Origin of the sequence: Bacteroides helcogenes P 36-108, assembly GCF_000186225.1 — a bacterium.
Taxonomy (GTDB): domain Bacteria; phylum Bacteroidota; class Bacteroidia; order Bacteroidales; family Bacteroidaceae; genus Bacteroides; species Bacteroides helcogenes.
Window position 1 is genome coordinate 1,092,158 of sequence record NC_014933.1, and the last position, 16,944, is coordinate 1,109,101.

Annotated in this window: 14 protein-coding genes; 5 read left to right on the forward strand and 9 right to left on the reverse strand. The window is 41.0% G+C overall.

The genetic code is table 11. The features are described from left to right. Positions 1–9: 9 nt before the first annotated feature. Together BACHE_RS04170 and BACHE_RS04175 are read left to right on the forward strand one after the other, a co-directional pair. Positions 10–1,380: an alpha-L-fucosidase gene (locus tag BACHE_RS04170; RefSeq protein ID WP_013546458.1), complete on the forward strand. Its 1,371-nt coding sequence runs from the start codon at positions 10–12 to the stop codon at positions 1,378–1,380. Positions 1,381–1,423: 43 nt separating this feature from the next. Continuing rightward, positions 1,424–2,986, forward strand: coding sequence for a sulfatase (locus BACHE_RS04175; protein ID WP_013546459.1), 1,563 nt, complete (start codon positions 1,424–1,426; stop codon positions 2,984–2,986). 25 nt (positions 2,987–3,011) lie between these two features. On the opposite strand, the gene BACHE_RS04180 is transcribed toward BACHE_RS04175, so the two are convergent. Next, positions 3,012–4,259, reverse strand: coding sequence for a class I SAM-dependent methyltransferase (locus tag BACHE_RS04180; RefSeq protein WP_013546460.1), 1,248 nt, complete (start codon positions 4,257–4,259; stop codon positions 3,012–3,014). A 115-nt stretch (positions 4,260–4,374) separates the two neighbouring features. Continuing rightward, positions 4,375–5,112 (reverse strand): M15 family metallopeptidase, encoded by a 738-nt coding sequence (locus BACHE_RS04185; protein WP_013546461.1) that lies wholly within the window; start codon positions 5,110–5,112, stop codon positions 4,375–4,377. A gap of 313 nt (positions 5,113–5,425) precedes the next feature. On the opposite strand from BACHE_RS04185, the gene BACHE_RS04190 reads away from it, so the two are divergent. Together BACHE_RS04190 and BACHE_RS04195 are read left to right on the forward strand one after the other, a co-directional pair. After that, positions 5,426–5,923, forward strand: coding sequence for a hypothetical protein (locus BACHE_RS04190; RefSeq protein WP_013546462.1), 498 nt, complete (start codon positions 5,426–5,428; stop codon positions 5,921–5,923). A 24-nt stretch (positions 5,924–5,947) separates the two neighbouring features. Beyond that, positions 5,948–7,591 (forward strand): flotillin family protein, encoded by a 1,644-nt coding sequence (locus tag BACHE_RS04195; RefSeq protein ID WP_013546463.1) that lies wholly within the window; start codon positions 5,948–5,950, stop codon positions 7,589–7,591. Between the two features lie 71 nt (positions 7,592–7,662). Here BACHE_RS04195 and BACHE_RS04200 read toward each other — a convergent pair whose 3' ends face one another. From BACHE_RS04200 to BACHE_RS04215, 4 genes are all read right to left on the reverse strand, one after another. Further along, positions 7,663–8,085, reverse strand: a complete 423-nt coding sequence (locus tag BACHE_RS04200; protein ID WP_013546464.1) for a hypothetical protein — start codon at positions 8,083–8,085, stop codon at positions 7,663–7,665. A 378-nt stretch (positions 8,086–8,463) separates the two neighbouring features. Then, positions 8,464–9,672, reverse strand: a complete 1,209-nt coding sequence (locus tag BACHE_RS04205) for a hypothetical protein (RefSeq protein WP_013546465.1) — start codon at positions 9,670–9,672, stop codon at positions 8,464–8,466. Between the two features lie 20 nt (positions 9,673–9,692). Beyond that, positions 9,693–10,268 (reverse strand): hypothetical protein, encoded by a 576-nt coding sequence (locus BACHE_RS04210; RefSeq protein ID WP_013546466.1) that lies wholly within the window; start codon positions 10,266–10,268, stop codon positions 9,693–9,695. Positions 10,269–11,006: 738 nt separating this feature from the next. After that, a complete protein-coding gene (locus BACHE_RS04215; RefSeq protein WP_013546468.1) occupies positions 11,007–11,594 on the reverse strand; it encodes a tyrosine-type recombinase/integrase in 588 nt (195 codons plus the stop codon). Between the two features lie 87 nt (positions 11,595–11,681). Here BACHE_RS04215 and BACHE_RS04220 point away from each other — a divergent pair, with 87 nt between their 5' ends. Next, complete coding sequence (locus BACHE_RS04220; RefSeq protein WP_013546469.1) at positions 11,682–12,272, forward strand: ScaI family restriction endonuclease; 591 nt, start codon at positions 11,682–11,684, stop codon at positions 12,270–12,272. Here the strand turns inward: BACHE_RS04220 and BACHE_RS04225 are convergent. The 3 genes from BACHE_RS04225 to BACHE_RS04235 form a co-directional block, all read right to left on the reverse strand. Continuing rightward, a complete protein-coding gene (locus BACHE_RS04225; protein WP_013546470.1) occupies positions 12,269–13,102 on the reverse strand; it encodes a DNA-methyltransferase in 834 nt (277 codons plus the stop codon). The genes BACHE_RS04220 and BACHE_RS04225 overlap by 4 nt on opposite strands. Positions 13,103–13,164: 62 nt before the next feature. Further along, the gene (locus BACHE_RS04230) at positions 13,165–14,187 is read right to left on the reverse strand and encodes a DUF3871 family protein (RefSeq protein WP_013546471.1); all 1,023 of its coding nucleotides are present in this window, start codon (positions 14,185–14,187) and stop codon (positions 13,165–13,167) included. Between the two features lie 298 nt (positions 14,188–14,485). Beyond that, positions 14,486–16,783: a hypothetical protein gene (locus BACHE_RS04235; RefSeq protein ID WP_013546472.1), complete on the reverse strand. Its 2,298-nt coding sequence runs from the start codon at positions 16,781–16,783 to the stop codon at positions 14,486–14,488. Positions 16,784–16,944 lie beyond the last annotated feature (161 nt).

Sequence of the window (16,944 nt, forward strand, 5' to 3'; positions counted from 1 at the left end):
ATATCTGTTATGAAGAAACTATATGTATTGGTGATACTCTTTATGAGTTGCTTCTTATGTTCTGCACAGTCAGACATTACTGTCCCTAAGCCCCATCAACTGAAGTGGCATGAGGCCGAAATGGGAGCTGTGTTTCATTATGACCTGCATGTCTTCGATGGCATCCGTTACGGACAAGGCAACAACCGTATTAATCCGATAGAAGACTATAATATTTTCAACCCTACGCAGTTGGATACCGACCAGTGGGTGCTGGCTGCAAAAGCTGCCGGATGCAAGTTCGCCGTGCTGACGGCTACCCATGAAACCGGCTTTGGGCTTTGGCAGAGTGATGTGAATCCCTACTGCCTGAAAGCCGTGAAATGGCGTGACGGAAAGGGTGATATTGTGCGTGATTTCGTTAATTCGTGCCGCAAGTATGGTTTGCAACCGGGTATCTATATCGGTATCCGTTGGAACTCTTTGCTGGGCATCCATAACTTCAAGGCGGAAGGTGACGGAGAGTTTGCCAAGAACCGCCAGGCTTGGTACAAACGTTTGTGCGAGAAGATGGTGGAAGAACTCTGCACCCGCTATGGCGATCTGTTCATGATATGGTTCGATGGCGGTGCGGATGATCCGCGAGGTGACGGGCCTGATGTAGAGCCTATCGTCAATAAGTATCAGCCCAACTGCTTGTTCTATCATAATATAGATCGTGCGGACTTCCGTTGGGGTGGTTCGGAAACAGGTACGGTGAAGTATCCTTGCTGGTCAACCTTTCCTGTGCCTTGCTCGCACCACAAGCGTTTGGAAGCAGATACTGATTTGCTGGAACTGTTGAAACATGGAGATCCCGCTGGAAAATACTGGGTTCCTGCTATGGCCGACAGTCCCCTGCGCGGAGCCAATGGCCGGCATGAATGGTTCTGGGAGCCGGATGATGAGAATAATGTCTATTCTTTGGAGGCATTGATGGATATATACGAGAAATCGGTGGGAAGGAATGCTACCCTGATTATGGGACTGACTCCCGATCCTGACGGACTGATTCCGGCAGGTGACCGGCAACGTCTGAAGGAATGGGGTGAAGAAATAAACCGCCGTTTCGGTATGCCTGTGGCTAAGACTACCGGACAGAAGAAAAGCCTGGCGCTGAATCTCGGAAAGAAGCAGGTGATAAGCTCTTGCGTCATTCAGGAGAATATTGCCAAAGGCGAGAGAATCCGTCGCTATCAAGTGGAGGTAAAGGTGAATGGGAAGTGGCAGGCAGTCTGTGACGGTGAGGCTGTGGGGCATAAGCGTATTGAAACCTTTGAACCGGTAGAGACTACCGGGGTCAGGCTGAAAGTTGTTGAGGCGGTTGCCTTGCCGGATATCATCAATTTCAGCATCTATTGACAGTCTGTTGAAGATCTATTAATAATCTATATAAAAACTACTGATGAACAAATATCTTTTATATTCCTTAGCATTGACTTCTACTGCTGCTACGTTGCTTACGGTACAAGCACAGAAGACACCCACAGAGAAACCTCTGTCATCCCGTCCCAATATCATCCTTTTCATGGTGGACGACATGGGATGGCAAGATACTTCACTGCCTTTCTGGACACAGAAGACGCACTATAATGAAGTTTACGAGACACCCAATATGGAACGTCTGGCGCGGCAGGGCATGATGTTTACTCAGGCCTATGCTTGCAACATCAGTTCGGCCACCCGTTGCAGTCTGCTGACTGGAGCCAACATGAGTCGGCATCGCGTCACCAACTGGACGCTGCAGCGTGATAAACAGACCGATCGCAAGAGCCAGACCATAGACCTGCCCGACTGGAACTACAATGGTATCAGTCAGGTGGAGGGCATCAACAATACCTTTGTCGGCACTTCTTTCGTGGAGTTGCTGCGTCGTAGCGGCTATCACACCATTCATTGCGGTAAGGCGCATTTCGGCTCTATCGACACTCCGGGAGAGAATCCCACGCACTGGGGCTTTGAAGTAAATATTGCCGGACATGCTGCGGGAGGGCTTGCCACATATCTTAGCGAAAAGAACTATGGACATACTCGTGACGGGAAGCCCACTTCACTGATGTCTATCCCCGGTTTGGAGAACTATTGGGGGACGGGAGTATTTGCCACTGAAGCCCTGACGCGTGAGGCGGTAAAGGCATTGGATAAGGCCAAGAAGTACAACCAGCCTTTTTATCTTTACATGGCTCATTACGCTATCCATGTGCCGGTGGACAAGGATATGCGTTTCTTCCCCAAATATGTAAGGAAAGGATTGAGCGACAAGGAAGCGGCCTATGCCTCACTGATAGAGGGTATGGATAAAAGTCTGGGTGATCTGATGGATTGGCTGGAGGAGAATGGTGAGGCAGACAACACTATCATCCTATTTATGAGCGATAACGGCGGCTTGGCATCCGAACCCGGATGGCGTGATGGAAAGATTCATACTCAGAATGCACCGTTGAACAGTGGAAAAGGTTCTCTGTATGAGGGTGGCATCCGTGAACCGATGATTGTCAGTTGGCCCGGTACGGTGAAACCCGGAACGCGATGCAACGACTATCTGATGATAGAAGACTTTTATCCTACGATTCTTGATATGGCGGGAGTCAAGAACTATACTACGGTTTCGCCTGTGGACGGCATCAGCTTTCTGCCTTTGCTCAAGGGTACGGGAAATCCTTCCAAGGGACGCTCCTTGGTATGGAACTGCCCTAATATCTGGGGGAATGACGGTCCCGGTATCAACCTGAACTGTGCCATCCGGAAGGATGACTGGAAGCTGGTCTATTATTATGAGACGGGCGCGAAAGAACTTTTTTGTATCCCGGAGGACATCGGAGAGAAGGACAATGTAGCTTCCCGTCATCCCGATATCGTGAAACGTCTGTCCAAAGAGTTGGGCGAGTATCTGCGCAAAGTGGGCGGACAGCGCCCGTCATTCAAGGCAAGCGGACAACCTTGCCCGTGGCCGGACGAGGTAAGATAACCGTTGCCTCCGATTGAATATGTGCTTACTTCTCTGAAACGTTCCGGCAGCGTATCAGCACTTTCTTTTCGTCACCCAGGGTGGTGGCGAAAAGATACGTTTCTCCTCCTTCTGCCAGTTTCATCCGCTTCCGTAGTTCGGCTACGGTGGCGGGGAAGTTGCGTACAGTGAGATTCGCTTTCTTTTCTGCTCCCACCATTTCCTTTACTTCTTTCTTGTTGAAGCCGCAACTGCCGGTTATCTTAAACTTCCGTCCGGGGAAGTGGGCAAGGTATTGATCCGAAGTATAGAGGTGGCTGTTGGGGTGCAACTTCTCTACCTTATAGGAGGCACAAATGCTGCGGAAAGCACCGGCTTTCAAGATAGAAGCATTCGGTTCGTAAAGATAGGCTTTGAGTGCAGTGGTGTGCGGCACTGCCTGCTCTTTCTCTTTCCTGCGGGTGAAGACGAGGGCAGGGGGATTGATGCCTTGTCCGGCATCAGTGCCGTGTCCGAGATTGATGCAGTGGATGGGTACTTCGTCTGCCGACAGACTTTCGCCGTGCCCCAGTACAAGCAGCAGCTCTTTACATTCATTGTTCACCGACACGATGTGGGCTTCCTGCACATGCTTCAGGTCATTTAATGCCAGTGTCAGATCCAGCATGGGCGATAGTTTGACGAATACATGCCGTGCCTTTTCGAGCAGCAAGTCTTCCAGCACCGATACATCCGGTTCGCAATCACCGATGGCAACGGCCTTTCCGCCATGACTATCCCGGCGGGCGGGGTCAATGAATATCCAGTCCACAGGTTGCATCTGTTGCAGATGGCTGATGCCGTCATCGTGGCAGACAGAGATTTGCGTCAATCCCAGTAACGGAAAGTTATGTGAAGCTATTTGGCACAACTGTTCTTGTCTTTCCACGTAGGTCACCTGCTTGAAGCAGGAGGAAAGGAAGGCACAGTCTATGCCGAAGCCGCCGGTCAGGTCGGTGAGGTTGTCATAGACAGTCGCATTCTCTTTCCGGGCGATGGTACAGATCATTTCTGCCTTGTGTCGTGCCGTCGTTTCCGAGGAGCACTGCTCCAAAGATAAATGTGCCGGATAGAGTATGTTCTCAACGTCTGCCCAAGTAGGTATTTTCCCTTTCGCAGCCTGGTGTCCGGCTATTTGCGTGATGGCGGCGGGCATATCTACCATGGGGTATCGGTGGGTTTGCAGGGCAAGGCTGCGTACATCGTCATTGCGGTGTTCCCGGATAAAGCGGAGAGTTTCTTCGGTCAGTGTCATGGGTCTTTATAAAACAGAGAACAAAGATAGTGCAAACCGAAGACAAAATACTTCAAGCTTGTTTGAAAAGTTTTTGTTGAGGTTGCAGCCTACCTTATTTAAAGATAGCGATAATCTATGGAATTATTTGGTATTTCTCTTTGGCAGCCTGTCTGCTGTAACGATTGAAGTGCCACCACTCACTGGGCAATGGGCGGAAACCGGCCTTTTTCATCACTTGTCGCAGCAGTAAGCGGTTGTTACGTTCCTGGGCGGTGAGCTTTCCGTTTTTTACTAATTGCTCTTCTTGCGTGATATGTGCTTCTCTGCCTAAATAATCTACCGGTGTCCCCATGGATAGAGGAGTGCCTTGTTCGTCAAGGATGCTGATATCTACCGCCAGCCCGTAGTTGTGTAAACCGCCTCCACGGGCGGGATTGGATACATAGATCTGTCTGGAAGTTCCTTTAACTACATTCCACATCTTTTGCTGTATGTGCATGGGGCGTGCGGCGTCATATACGATGAGGCTATAGTCCGGATGCAGTTCTTTTAAAAGGCGTTGTGCTTCGGATAAGCTTTTCATGGCATCGGGATGTAAATAGGCTTCGTGGAGGTCTTTATAAAGCACTTCTCCCGTGAAGTTATCTGCACGGGCATACATTAGTTCTATGGCGATGCTGGTGTCTGCTTCGGCAATGTTGACGAAACCCAGAGAATCCAGATAGCAGGCTGTGTGGCTTTTGGCGGGAACAGGCTGTGCGGAGCAGATGGAATCTTCCGGAGCGCCGATATGTCGTGAAGGTTCTTTCTGTCCGTTGCCGCAACTGCATAGTATGCACAGCATGTAAAGGTAAAAGAGGATGTATTTCATATCATAACATATTTCTTCATATCATGTTTTTGTAAGCAGTCATTTCTGTCGGCAAAGGTAAAGGATTAATTTGAAATACACCATCTTGTCCTATATTCATGGGCACTCTCTATGAGGCTGAGTTCGTGTATGTGCTGTGTTGAATTCCTGTTTCTGTTCTTTCATGTATTGATACGAAAATTGCAGATCTGCCTCTTGCAGATCGAATGAAGAAGTGTTAAATAGAAGCAGTTGTTTTGTGTGTATAAGCCAAATACCTATATTTGATTCATATATCTAATATATAGTGTAAGGACACTACTTCAATTTGCCTATGAGCAGTAATATTTTCCTTATCATTGCGCTGGTCACGACTGGAATTTTTGTGATACAGTTTATTCTTTCTATCTTTTTCGGAGATATTGACGCGGATGTGGACATAGATGCCGACCTCAGCAGTGTGGTCTCTTTTAAAGGTCTTACCCATTTTGGTATCGGCTTTGGGTGGTATATGTATCTGATTGGGAACGCTGATCCCCAGAGTTATATTATTGCTATTCTGATCGGCCTGTTCTTTGTGCTTGCCGTGTGGTTTCTTTATAAGAAGGCCTATCAGTTGCAGCAAGTGAATCGCTCCGAGAAGCCTGAACAGCTTATAGGACGCGGTTGCACCCTGTATTTCGGTCAAGGGGATGGCAAATATACCGTGCAAATCAAGAAAGACGGCGCCATGCGTGAAGTCGATGTGGTGTCTGAGGCAGGCAAGGTTTATCAGACCGGAGATAAGGTGATTATCACGGCTTACCGGGATGGAATATTGTATATACAATAGAAATAAAACTAAATAAACAATCTTATGACACAGGAAATGATGATTATGACCGCCATTCTCATAGCGGTTGTTCTGCTTACTTTTGTCGGTATCCTTTCTCGTTACCGCAAATGTAAGAGTGACGAGGTTTTGGTAGTATATGGTAAGACGGGTGGCGATAAGAAATCGGCCAAGTTATACCATGGTGGGGCTGCCTTTGTATGGCCCATCGTTCAGGGATATGAGTTCCTTTCGATGAAGCCGATGCAGATAGACTGCAAGTTGACCGGTGCTTTGTCTGCCCAAAATATTCGTGTGGATGTTCCGACGACTATTACTGTAGCCATCAGTACAGATCCCGAAGTAATGCAGAATGCTGCCGAACGTATGTTGGGACTGACGATGGATGACAAGCAGAATCTGATTACCGATGTGGTTTACGGTCAGATGCGTCTGGTTATTGCCGATATGACGATTGAGGAGTTGAACTCCGACCGTGATAAGTTCTTGTCTAAAGTAAAAGACAATATCGACACGGAACTCCGTAAGTTCGGTTTGTATCTGATGAACATCAATATCAGCGACATCCGCGATGCCGCCAACTATATTGTCAATCTGGGTAAGGAGGCCGAGAGTAAGGCGCAGAACGAGGCTCAGGCAAATATCGAAGAGCAGGAGAAACTTGGAGCCATCAAAATTGCCACTCAGATAAAAGAGCGCGAAACCAAGGTTGCCGAAACCCGTAAGGATCAAGACATCGCCATTGCAGAAACCAAGAAGCTGCAGGAAATCTCCGTAGCCAATGCCGACAAGGATCGTATCTCGCAAGTGGCCGTGGCCAACGCCGAGAAGGAATCGCAGGTGGCTAAGGCCGAGGCCGAGAAAAACATACGCATTGAGCAGGCCAATACGGAAAAGGAGAGCCGCATTGCCGAATTGAATTCTGACATGGAAATCAAACAGGCCGAAGCTGCCAAAAAAGCTGCAATTGGCCGAAACGAAGCGCAGAAAGCCATTGCACAGTCGGATGCAGAACTTGCCGTGACGCAAGCCACTGCCGACAAACAAGCCGGTGAGGCCGCTGCCCGTTCGGAAGCATCCGTACAAACAGCTCGTGAAATAGCCCAGAAAGAGGTGGAAGAAGCTAAAGCCCGAAAAGTGGAATCTTCTTTGAAGGCCGAAAAGATAGTTCCTGCAGAGATAGCCCGTCAGGAAGCTATTCTTCAGGCGAATGCAGTTGCGGAGAAAGTGACCCGTGAGGCTGAGGCACGTGCCAAGGCATTGCTTGCCCAGGCTCAGGCTGAGGCCGAAGCCATCCGACTGAAACTGGAAGCTGAGGCCGAAGGTAAGAAGAGGTCATTGCTTGCCGAGGCCGAAGGTTTCGAGGCTATGGTGAAAGCTGCTGAATCAAATCCGGCTATCGCTATCCAGTACAAGATGGTAGACCAATGGAAGGAAATTGCCGGCGAACAAGTGAAGGCATTCGAACATATCAATTTAGGAAATATCACAGTATTCGATGGTGGAAACGGTGGTACAAGCAATTTCTTGAGTTCGCTGGTAAAGACTGTCGCTCCGAGCCTTGGAGTTTTGGATAAGTTGCCTATCGGAGAGACGGTAAAGAGCATCATACATCCGGAAGACAAGGGGGAGAAGAAGACAGAGGAGAAACAGGGAAATAAAAAGTAATGAGTGAGGGGAGCCGCTTCGGTGGATGTCCCCTCATTTTGTATTCCTATGTCTGTGAGTTTGTACGGTCTTCAGACCTTTTTGTTTTTCCACCAATACTTGATGAAACGTATTCCTGTACCGATAAGGGCCAAAGACAGTCCGGTGTAGAATACTGCGATGAAAGAGTCGGGCAACAGGCGGTATATCCGTGTGACTATTCCGATTGTGATCATGAATACCATGATAATCCATCCTTTGGCGTCGAAGAAGGAAAAAGGACAATGCCTCCCCTCTTTTTGTGAGATGCGGAAAGTATGTTTTTTGTATAGCTTGTGAAAGACAACGCCGAAGAATAGAAGGAAAATTAAGCTTGCTTCGCATACTTTGAACAGCCAGTATTGAGCATCGGCTATCCAGCAGGTCAAACCGATACGCAGGATGTTCATGCCGGCCAGCAACCATATTGTTCCGGCAGTGATAAGCAATGTATGTCGGGTTACTCCATATTTCATGATAAGAGTTTTCTTGCGGTGCAAAGATAGATATTATCTTGGCGATGGTTGAGACTATAATAAGAAAAGGCTCTATTCCGTTAGGAATGAGCCTTTTCTTTGTGGACCAGCCTGGGCTTGAACCAGGGACCTCCAGATTATGAGGCTCTAAATTTCATCCTATTAAATTGCAATATGTCAACGTATTAATAATCTCATTGGAAGTTTATCAGTCAACAATTAGTCAACAGCTAAACCTACGGTACAAAGTTAAATATTAGTTTCCTATATTCCAAAGAATTGGGTTGTTAGTATGTAACATTCGTAGTGCTTATATAAAAAAGAAAACAGCATAAGAGTTTCCTCAAATGCTGCCTACTTTTAGTATGAATAAGTTCTTTATTCCACTCTCTGATAAGAGTACTTCTGACCTGTGGGTGTAACTCCGTCTGCTTCCAATTCCTGCACTGATAAGGTCATTGAATTAAGTAACAGAATATCACTGATAATCCATTCATCTTCATCACTAAACATTTCATAGAGTTTGTTACCGTCTATCTTGTACTTGCCCACTTCATTATATAAAGGATTCTCGGTACTTGTATATTCAAATGTGCCATCATTCTTATAAGTAACATGGGTAGCAACAGCATTACCACTTGTCATCTTCCATTTGCCTATAATGAGAGAAGCATAATCATCCTGTCCTTTGATTGTACCATTATCAGTATCTACTTCAAATGTTACATTCTTCTTAGTTCCATCATAATGTATAATATTGACATTAAACTTCCAAACTGGCGTAGATTTATCTTCTACACTGACTTCAATCTTGGCATCAGCAGGTTCATCGTTAAGCTGTGGTACTTGGATATGCCATAAATCCTCTCCCAATTTAAAACTTCTTTTACCCACGAAGAAGCCTTTATTATCTCTATGACTATAGATTGCTTCTTCATAAGATAAAAGTTCAGAAGTATAGAGAACTCCTACATTGGAATATCCAAAACCTTTCTCTGCTATATAGATAGTATCTCCAGACAACGAATAACAGCATTTACCATTTATGATAGAGTTTTCGTACCATGCACCTATGCCAAATCCACTATCTTTGAGTTGCACTTCTTTTGTTTGCGAACTTTGCTTAAACAGTAAGGCGTGGTAGCTATAATCTTTCCCAAAGCTGTAACTTAATGATGCTACAAAATCTTGATTGAATGGCATTGCTTGCAATAGAGTTATCTGTTGAATTGTAACATCTTCATATTCTCCATAGCCTTTGTAAATTCTACGATTTCTATTAAATGGTAACTCGTCAGTCCAATTTATAATCGGAGATTTATCCTCTATATTGAATGATGCAAGCCATAGCTTATTATCCCTTAATCCAGAGAAATTAGCTTGTCCTATATTTATAGCAGTGTTATCTCCATGCTTAAACAGACTTAGTAATTCAATATTCTGATAGTCTGCAATTCCATATTCCAAGCACATTTGTTCTACATTGTTTAAAGGTGGACTTACCTCTAATTCATCATCCCCACAAGAGCTAATTCCCATGCCTAATGCAACCAATAATGAGGTCGCTAATAATCTAAATGTTTTCATTATTCTGTATGTTTAAGTTTTTAAAATTCATCATTGTTTGTGGTTGCAGTTCTATATGTAACTGTCAATATACCGTCAAAATGTACTCCCAGTTCATCTTGTGAATTATTAAGGGTGACATTTAGAGTTATAGAATTAGAATTTGTATCTCTCCATATTGCATTACCTTCAGAAGAAACTGCTGGATTACCATATTTAGAACAAAATGCATTACCCAAACTATTAAATGTTTGTGTGAACCTATTTGCAATCTGATTCTGCTTTGATTTGGCTTCGTTAAGTAAAGTTGCTCTATCCTTAAAAGGGTTGTCAGCTACAGATACAAAATCAGAGAGTGTAAATTTTGCTTCCACAAGCTTTTCATTTTTAAAGGTTATAGTCAAATTGTCAAATCTTGTATCAATAAATGTGACATTATCCAAATGAATGCAAGGAAATTTCCATTCTACATTAGAGTATCTTTTTTTTAACTTATCTATGGCTACATAAGGCTTGTCTTCCAATTTAATTCCTAAGAAGCCTGTAATTTCATTTTGAGCATTGATATAAGTGGTTATAAACAGCATTGATAAGAACAGTAATAATCTGTGCTTCATAATTAAAATGTTATGCTCATCTGCTTCCTACGATGAATTATAAATAAAAAAGGTGTGGAAGCTATATTTGTTCTATCCTACATTCAGGTCTTCGCATTACCTTTGGCACGGATAAAACAATAGCCCCACACCAAAGGGTATATAGTTCACCTAAGCGATGAATATATATCAAATGTGTGGGTGCTATTGCTATCATCTTCGTGCCAATATCAAAGTTGCGAAGTTTGAATGTAGAAGATAATTTCAATAACACCTTTCGTTAAATATGTCCTTCCAACTCCCTATCTCATTAGTTCGTTGGAATTGGTGCAAAGGTAACAAAAGGTTTTAAATCATTAGGTATGAAGTGTGGATTAATAGTAAATTCTATGCTCTCAAACATAGTCTGAATGAGATATTTAATCAGAGTTGCATCTAACTCCCTAAATCCATATGGGCATCAAATTCACTTCTCCCCATATAAGGACTAAATTCTGAATATTCTTACCCACCTTGAATAATCATCTTTAAGTCAGCATATTATTGGATATTCAAGAAGTGCTACCTGTAACATGGCTTATAAGAGTTGAAATAGTTATAAACTCTGTAAACTTATGGAATTGAACTACTTCTATAAGGCTGAAATGCCAAACTGCCAAGATTGGACTTTAGATGTATCTAAGCTCAATATTCTATTGATTTGGGACAGAATCATTCAGACCACTATAAAGATGAATCTTAATAATCCTGTCCCAATTATTAGAAGCTCAAACAGTCATAAGTCTGTAGAATCTCTTCCTGCCTTAATCCCAAGTATCTTTTAGTAATGGCAACAGAACTATGGTTGAACAGTTCCATCAGCTTTACTAAAGCAAGTTCAGCATTATCACTGTTCATGTTATAGACCTGTCTGCCAAATGTCTTTCTAAGAGAATGGCAGCTAAAGTTCTTAATCTTTAACCTGTACTTCTTCTTCACCTCTTTAAGAATGATATTAATTCTCTGAACTGTGAAGATAGTGCCTTTCTGACTTATAAGAATTGGTGCATTGATTCCAACTGGATTTATATGCTCGTAGCACTCTTTAATATGATGTTGTAATTGTGGGTTTAGTCTGATAGTTCTTACCTTGCCTGTCTTTTGCTCAATTACTGTAAACTCGTCAGTACCTAATATCTGCTTCCACCTTAGAGATAGAATATCAGATATTCTTAATCCTGTGAAGCATCCCAAAGCTATAAGAAGAGAGATTTTATAATTCTCGTCTTTCGTCAACTTCCTTATGAGGTTCATAGCGTCAGACCAAACAAGATAGTCCGCTGTTGTCGTTGAATATTTGAGTGACATAATGTTCTGTTTTATAATGAAACGAATAAAAGTGAATATTTTTATTGGTATATCATATATTTTTTGTTCCTTTGAAAAAAAACAACTATGAGTTCACCTTATAACGGATTAAATGTAGAAGATTGGAAGAGTAAAACGGAGGAATTAATTAAGGCACATCCTCTTAAAGAAAAAATCGTACCTATCGTTCTTAAGGCATGGGATGATATTTTTAATTCTCAAATGGGGTCTTTCAAAATAGGAAAAGACATTTTCCCTTCTCCACAAATAATGAGCTTTTTTCTTCATGAATTAGTTGCACACTATTTATCTCTTGAATATCCTAAAGAGTATAAAGTTGGGGAAGCAAAAAAAGAAAAGGATGTACATAATATTATTAATCCTCAAATGGGAATTGAAATTAAAGCATCTTCACATCCTACGCAAATTTTTGCTAATCGGAGTTACGCACAACCGTCATCTTCTTCTGAAGAGAAAGATAAAAATGGATATTATATTGGAATTAACTTTGAGAAGTTCTCAGAGTCTAATCCCAAGCCCCAAATATTACAGATAAGATTTGGATATTTGGAGCACAGTGATTGGATTGCCCAAAAAGCAGCTACTGGACAACAAGCAAGATTATCAACTAATGCAGATAAGAATAAATTAATTACTATATATAAAAAATGCGATTAAAATAATCGCATTTTTTTTTCATCATATTTTGTTTGTATCCTTTTTGGGGCTATTTCACAATAGTCAGAATTTATCTCAAAACCGATAAATTTTCGTCCTAATTCTATAGCAACAGCTCCAACAGTGCCAGACCCCATAAATGGGTCTAATATTATATCATTCTTATTAGTAAAACCTAAAATTAATCTTTTAATTAAATCCTCTGGGAACTGGGCTGGATGAGCAGTTCTTTCTTCGGAAGCTCTGTTTGTTCCTGAAGTAACTTTAGCTATTTGCCAAACATCAGATGGATTTTTTCCAATAGAATTACATCTTAATTTTCCATTCTTCTTTTGATTAGGATATTTTACATCTGGGTCTCTAATTTCGTCTAAATTAAAAGTGTAATTTTTTTCATTTTTGATGTACCATAATATTTTCTCATTTCTTGGAGATAAAAAACGTTTAGCTGAAACTCCTGCCCCATAATTCCAAACGATTTCTTGTTGTAAAAAGAAAGGTATTTTATCCCATAATAAATAGGGTATAGGGACAGCCTTTCCTTTATTGGGGAAATTTAAATAACCGACATTTAACAGAAAACTTCCTGTAGGTACAGTTAATTTATGAATTAATTTAATAATATCGGTAAGCCAGTCTATATAGTCACCGATAGGCATTACAGTTTCATATTCTTTCCCAATGTTATAGGGAGGACTGGTTATTGTTGAATTAAAGCAGGTATCGTTTAATAGCTTTAATCCTTTTCTACAATCCATATTATAAAGTAATCCGAACTCATTTTCATAATATGGACTACCTATTTTAGTTTTAATTTCTTCTATTCTCATAATGCAAAGGTAGTATAATTTATATTAGCTCTATTAATATAATAGCAATGTTTTTTATCATTCTAATCAATGAACCATTTGTAACGCTCGTCCCCATGTAAAGCCGCATTGATTCCCAAAGCCATTTCAGTAGCATTTAATGAACGGTCTAAGAATGAATCAATATAGCTTGACTTATTAGCTCCTGTAAGCAGGTTATAGAACTTCCACATATTAAGCTCGCTCCCAAAGCCGCCAAAGTTATTGTCATTGATGTATGCCTTTGCCACAGAATTAATCTGCGTGTCAGTAAGCAACATTCTTGGCAATGCCTTTTGGTAGCCTGTTGGCAGGCATTGGTAAAGTCGCATCTTGCCCAATATCTGTGCGAACTGGTGTTCACTCATGGAAGTGTCGCCTAATTGCTGCATCAGATAAAGATGCTTGGCAGGGTTGTAGTTCCCAAACAGTTCCAACGCTGCACGATAGAGTTCTGTTGTGTTGCTTACTCTCAAATCATCCTTGTAACCATTGGTAAAGATGCACATGTTACAACAGACTTGGTTTTTAAAGCCTATTGCAAGTCTAAACAACTCTGGAACTTTCTTTGAATAAAGATTCATCTGATTGTATGCCCTTACGCCTACGATGGAAAGATTCAGCTTGTTTCCTCCAACAGTTTCATAAATGGTTGGAATGTCAATGCTGAAAGCCGCCCTTTCATAGTAGATAGTCTTGTCAGATTCCAACAGTTGGTTGGCTGGCTTATGGATAGCTTCAGGGATTCTTCCTTTAATAATGTGGCTCACACGAATATCTGCCTGTTCCACTCTCTCACCGTTAAAGAATGATTGTGCTGCATCCTGTATGGTTTCCACAAATGCAGCATGATTAATGGTCAGTTCATTGTCTTTAGAGAACACAGGAGTAATGCAGTCATGTTTCAGATGATGCAAGGTTACTTCCTGCGTGTTTGCTTCAATGAAATGGTTTACTCTCTTGGGTGCTGCTACTTCTTCCACAATGATTGCTTCTTCTGCAAACTCACCCATGTTTAATGATTCTCTACGCTGTGCCATAGCTGGCATAATTACTAAATCTCTCATAATGAAATTGAATTAAATGGTTATTGATTGAATGGATTTAATAGGAACAGACCTAAAACACAAGTGATTTCTTCGCTTGTATCTTAGGCTGTCCTATGTCTTTCCCTAAAGATTCTTTCAAAGGAAATGAGGAGCATTAGTAAATTATTGATAGGCTGTGGCAATAGTGCATCGTGCCTGTTCTTGGATTAATAAGAATGCTTATTCCTGTCAGCTATCAGACTGCATTTCTAAAGCATTCTTTTTATTTAAGAGCCATGAGGGGGGGATAAAATAGTAGTATGGTTGTCCGCTTATATTATATTCTTCTTTTGTAGTTAGCAATTTTCCACTTATAATGGCATGAAGGGCACTCTGTATGCGTATCGTCAAACTCTGTTCCACATTTTGGACAAAACAATGTATGTAGGTCTTTATGTCCTTTTCCTAACCTATTATTAATCCATTGAGGAACAAGTCTATTAGAGGATAGGTATTTATTAGCCATTCTGTCAAAAAAATCATTAGAGCAGCAGGTTAAACATTCTGGGCAAATGCACAATCCATTGGGACATCTTTTACTTTCTCTGGAATCAATAATTCCATTTTTGCAATTAAAGCAATGATTAATGTAGATTTCTTGATGGTATTCCTTACATTGTGCATTTTCACAATAATAATATGTGTATTCATTGGAATCGTTTCCTGTACTACGTTTGACTGGGAATAGAATATGACCACATTCTTTGCATTGGAGTTTATCTACAACTTTCTGGGCTTTAAGCACTACATCAACAAACCTATTATATTCTCCGTCTGCAATGAAACCGCATCCCTTATCCTCTGTGATATTATGCCCTAAGATGTTAAGCATATCTGTTAGCTTATAATCCTGCCATGATTGTTTATATTCAATAGCGGTTCTAAAACATGGTTGATGTTTACACCAGACAAAACTTTTATTGGTAATATGATGTCTCTTGTCAGATAAATTCCCGTAGCAAATATCGGTAGGTCTGGGTAAGTTGCTTTTAAGGTTCTTGTAAATGTCTCTCCAATCTATGTAAAATGGTGGATGGGTTTCACCTGTATTTTGGATGTAAAAGCCCTTCATGATTCTATTGATAAGCTCCTTGTTCTGAACAGGGATAACCCATTCATCCTTACAGTCGCTTTCAGTCCATTCGTTTAGAATATTGATGATATTAGCCTTTATTTCCTCCTTATTAGAGAATGTATCAATGGAAGGGCTTAAAGTGAATCTTGCCTTGTTTATGGTTAGAAGTTCTGGCATAAGGCATTTACTTATTTTATCTGCACCTTTCGTATTCCAAGTATTATCTGGGTATTTATTTTTTAAAAGCGATAGAAGTTTGGGTAAGTCATCCATGCAGTCATTCAATTCATTAATTAGTGATTCCACATAGTCAATATCGTCATAAGATAAGTCTTTTAAATTTCTTATCCTGCTGATAACTGTAGCCGTATGTTCCCTAAAATTATCTAAAGCCAATGTGCTATTGGGGGTCATTTGGTATTCAACAAGAAGAAAGCCATTAAACTTTGGATTTATCCGTAGTCCACCATTGCAGATGTCAAATAATCGCTGGGAATTTAAGTTTATCTTTACTTTCTTACTTCCAGACTGCTGTATAGCTATGTCAATAACTCCATTAAGGGTTAGGAATGTCTTTTTATCTGTATAGTTTTTAATGGCATCTATGAGTATTTCCAATGAGGGATTTACTTCTGTTTTTAAACCGAACAATGCGGCTTGATAGTCAGCCAATAGTTTACGCTTGGAGTTTAATAAGGTTTCCAAGAAGCCTATGTTTATTGAGTAGTTCTTATTCCTATGTTCTTCAAATAGCTTTCTTATTATAAGTGTTCTGATATTCATTCCTAAATAGTAGAAGTATTTCTCAATAACGCTTATATCTACCATTCTATGCAAATCATTAAGCCATAGCATTAGTTGAATGATTTCATTGTGTGCTTTAGATGTAATATGCTCTAAATGATAGTCTGATTTCTCTTTCTTCCATTGCTGAATTCTGTTGAATATAAGTCTGAATTGATTGAATATTCCTAATCCTCTATAAATAAGGAAATCTCCAATGAAGTCTATTGCATCAGTGAGTAATTGTGGCTCTATCACTTTAAAATCATAGCCAAACTCGTTTAATATGGGCAAGATAAGCTCTTGCCTATTAAGAGATGCGAATGAAATGTATTTATATAAGTCTTTTATGAACCATGCCTGTATGGTAGGGTAGTCAGTTATCTGTTTGTGAATAGCTTTTTTAAATGCTTCTGGCTGGAATTTGGATGTGTTGATTGCATATAGTATTCTTAAAATGTATAAGTAGTAAAACTTATTTGTAATCTTATCATGGAATATATATTCTTGAAACAAGACATTCCAATCTTGTTCGCTGTAGTTGAAGAATCTGAATCGCTGAGTTTGTTCATTATAAAATCCTGTAGCTGTCTTCCCTCTGGATTCTAATATAACTTCTGGCAAGTGTTTAACTCGTAATCCCTTATCTGTAGCCCAATAACCTTCTTGGGTTTTATGATTAAGAAGCTCAAAGTGTATGTAGCAGAGTTGTTCCATGAATATTCTTTTTATGTATCTACAAATGTAGGGCTAAATAAAGAAAAAACAAATTGATTATCCAACATCTATTCTCTTAATATGCTTCTTGCTATTAAAGAATTTGGGCATTAGGTGCTTGTCAAGTGGATTTGAGGTTAGTTGGGGATTATTCGTACCAT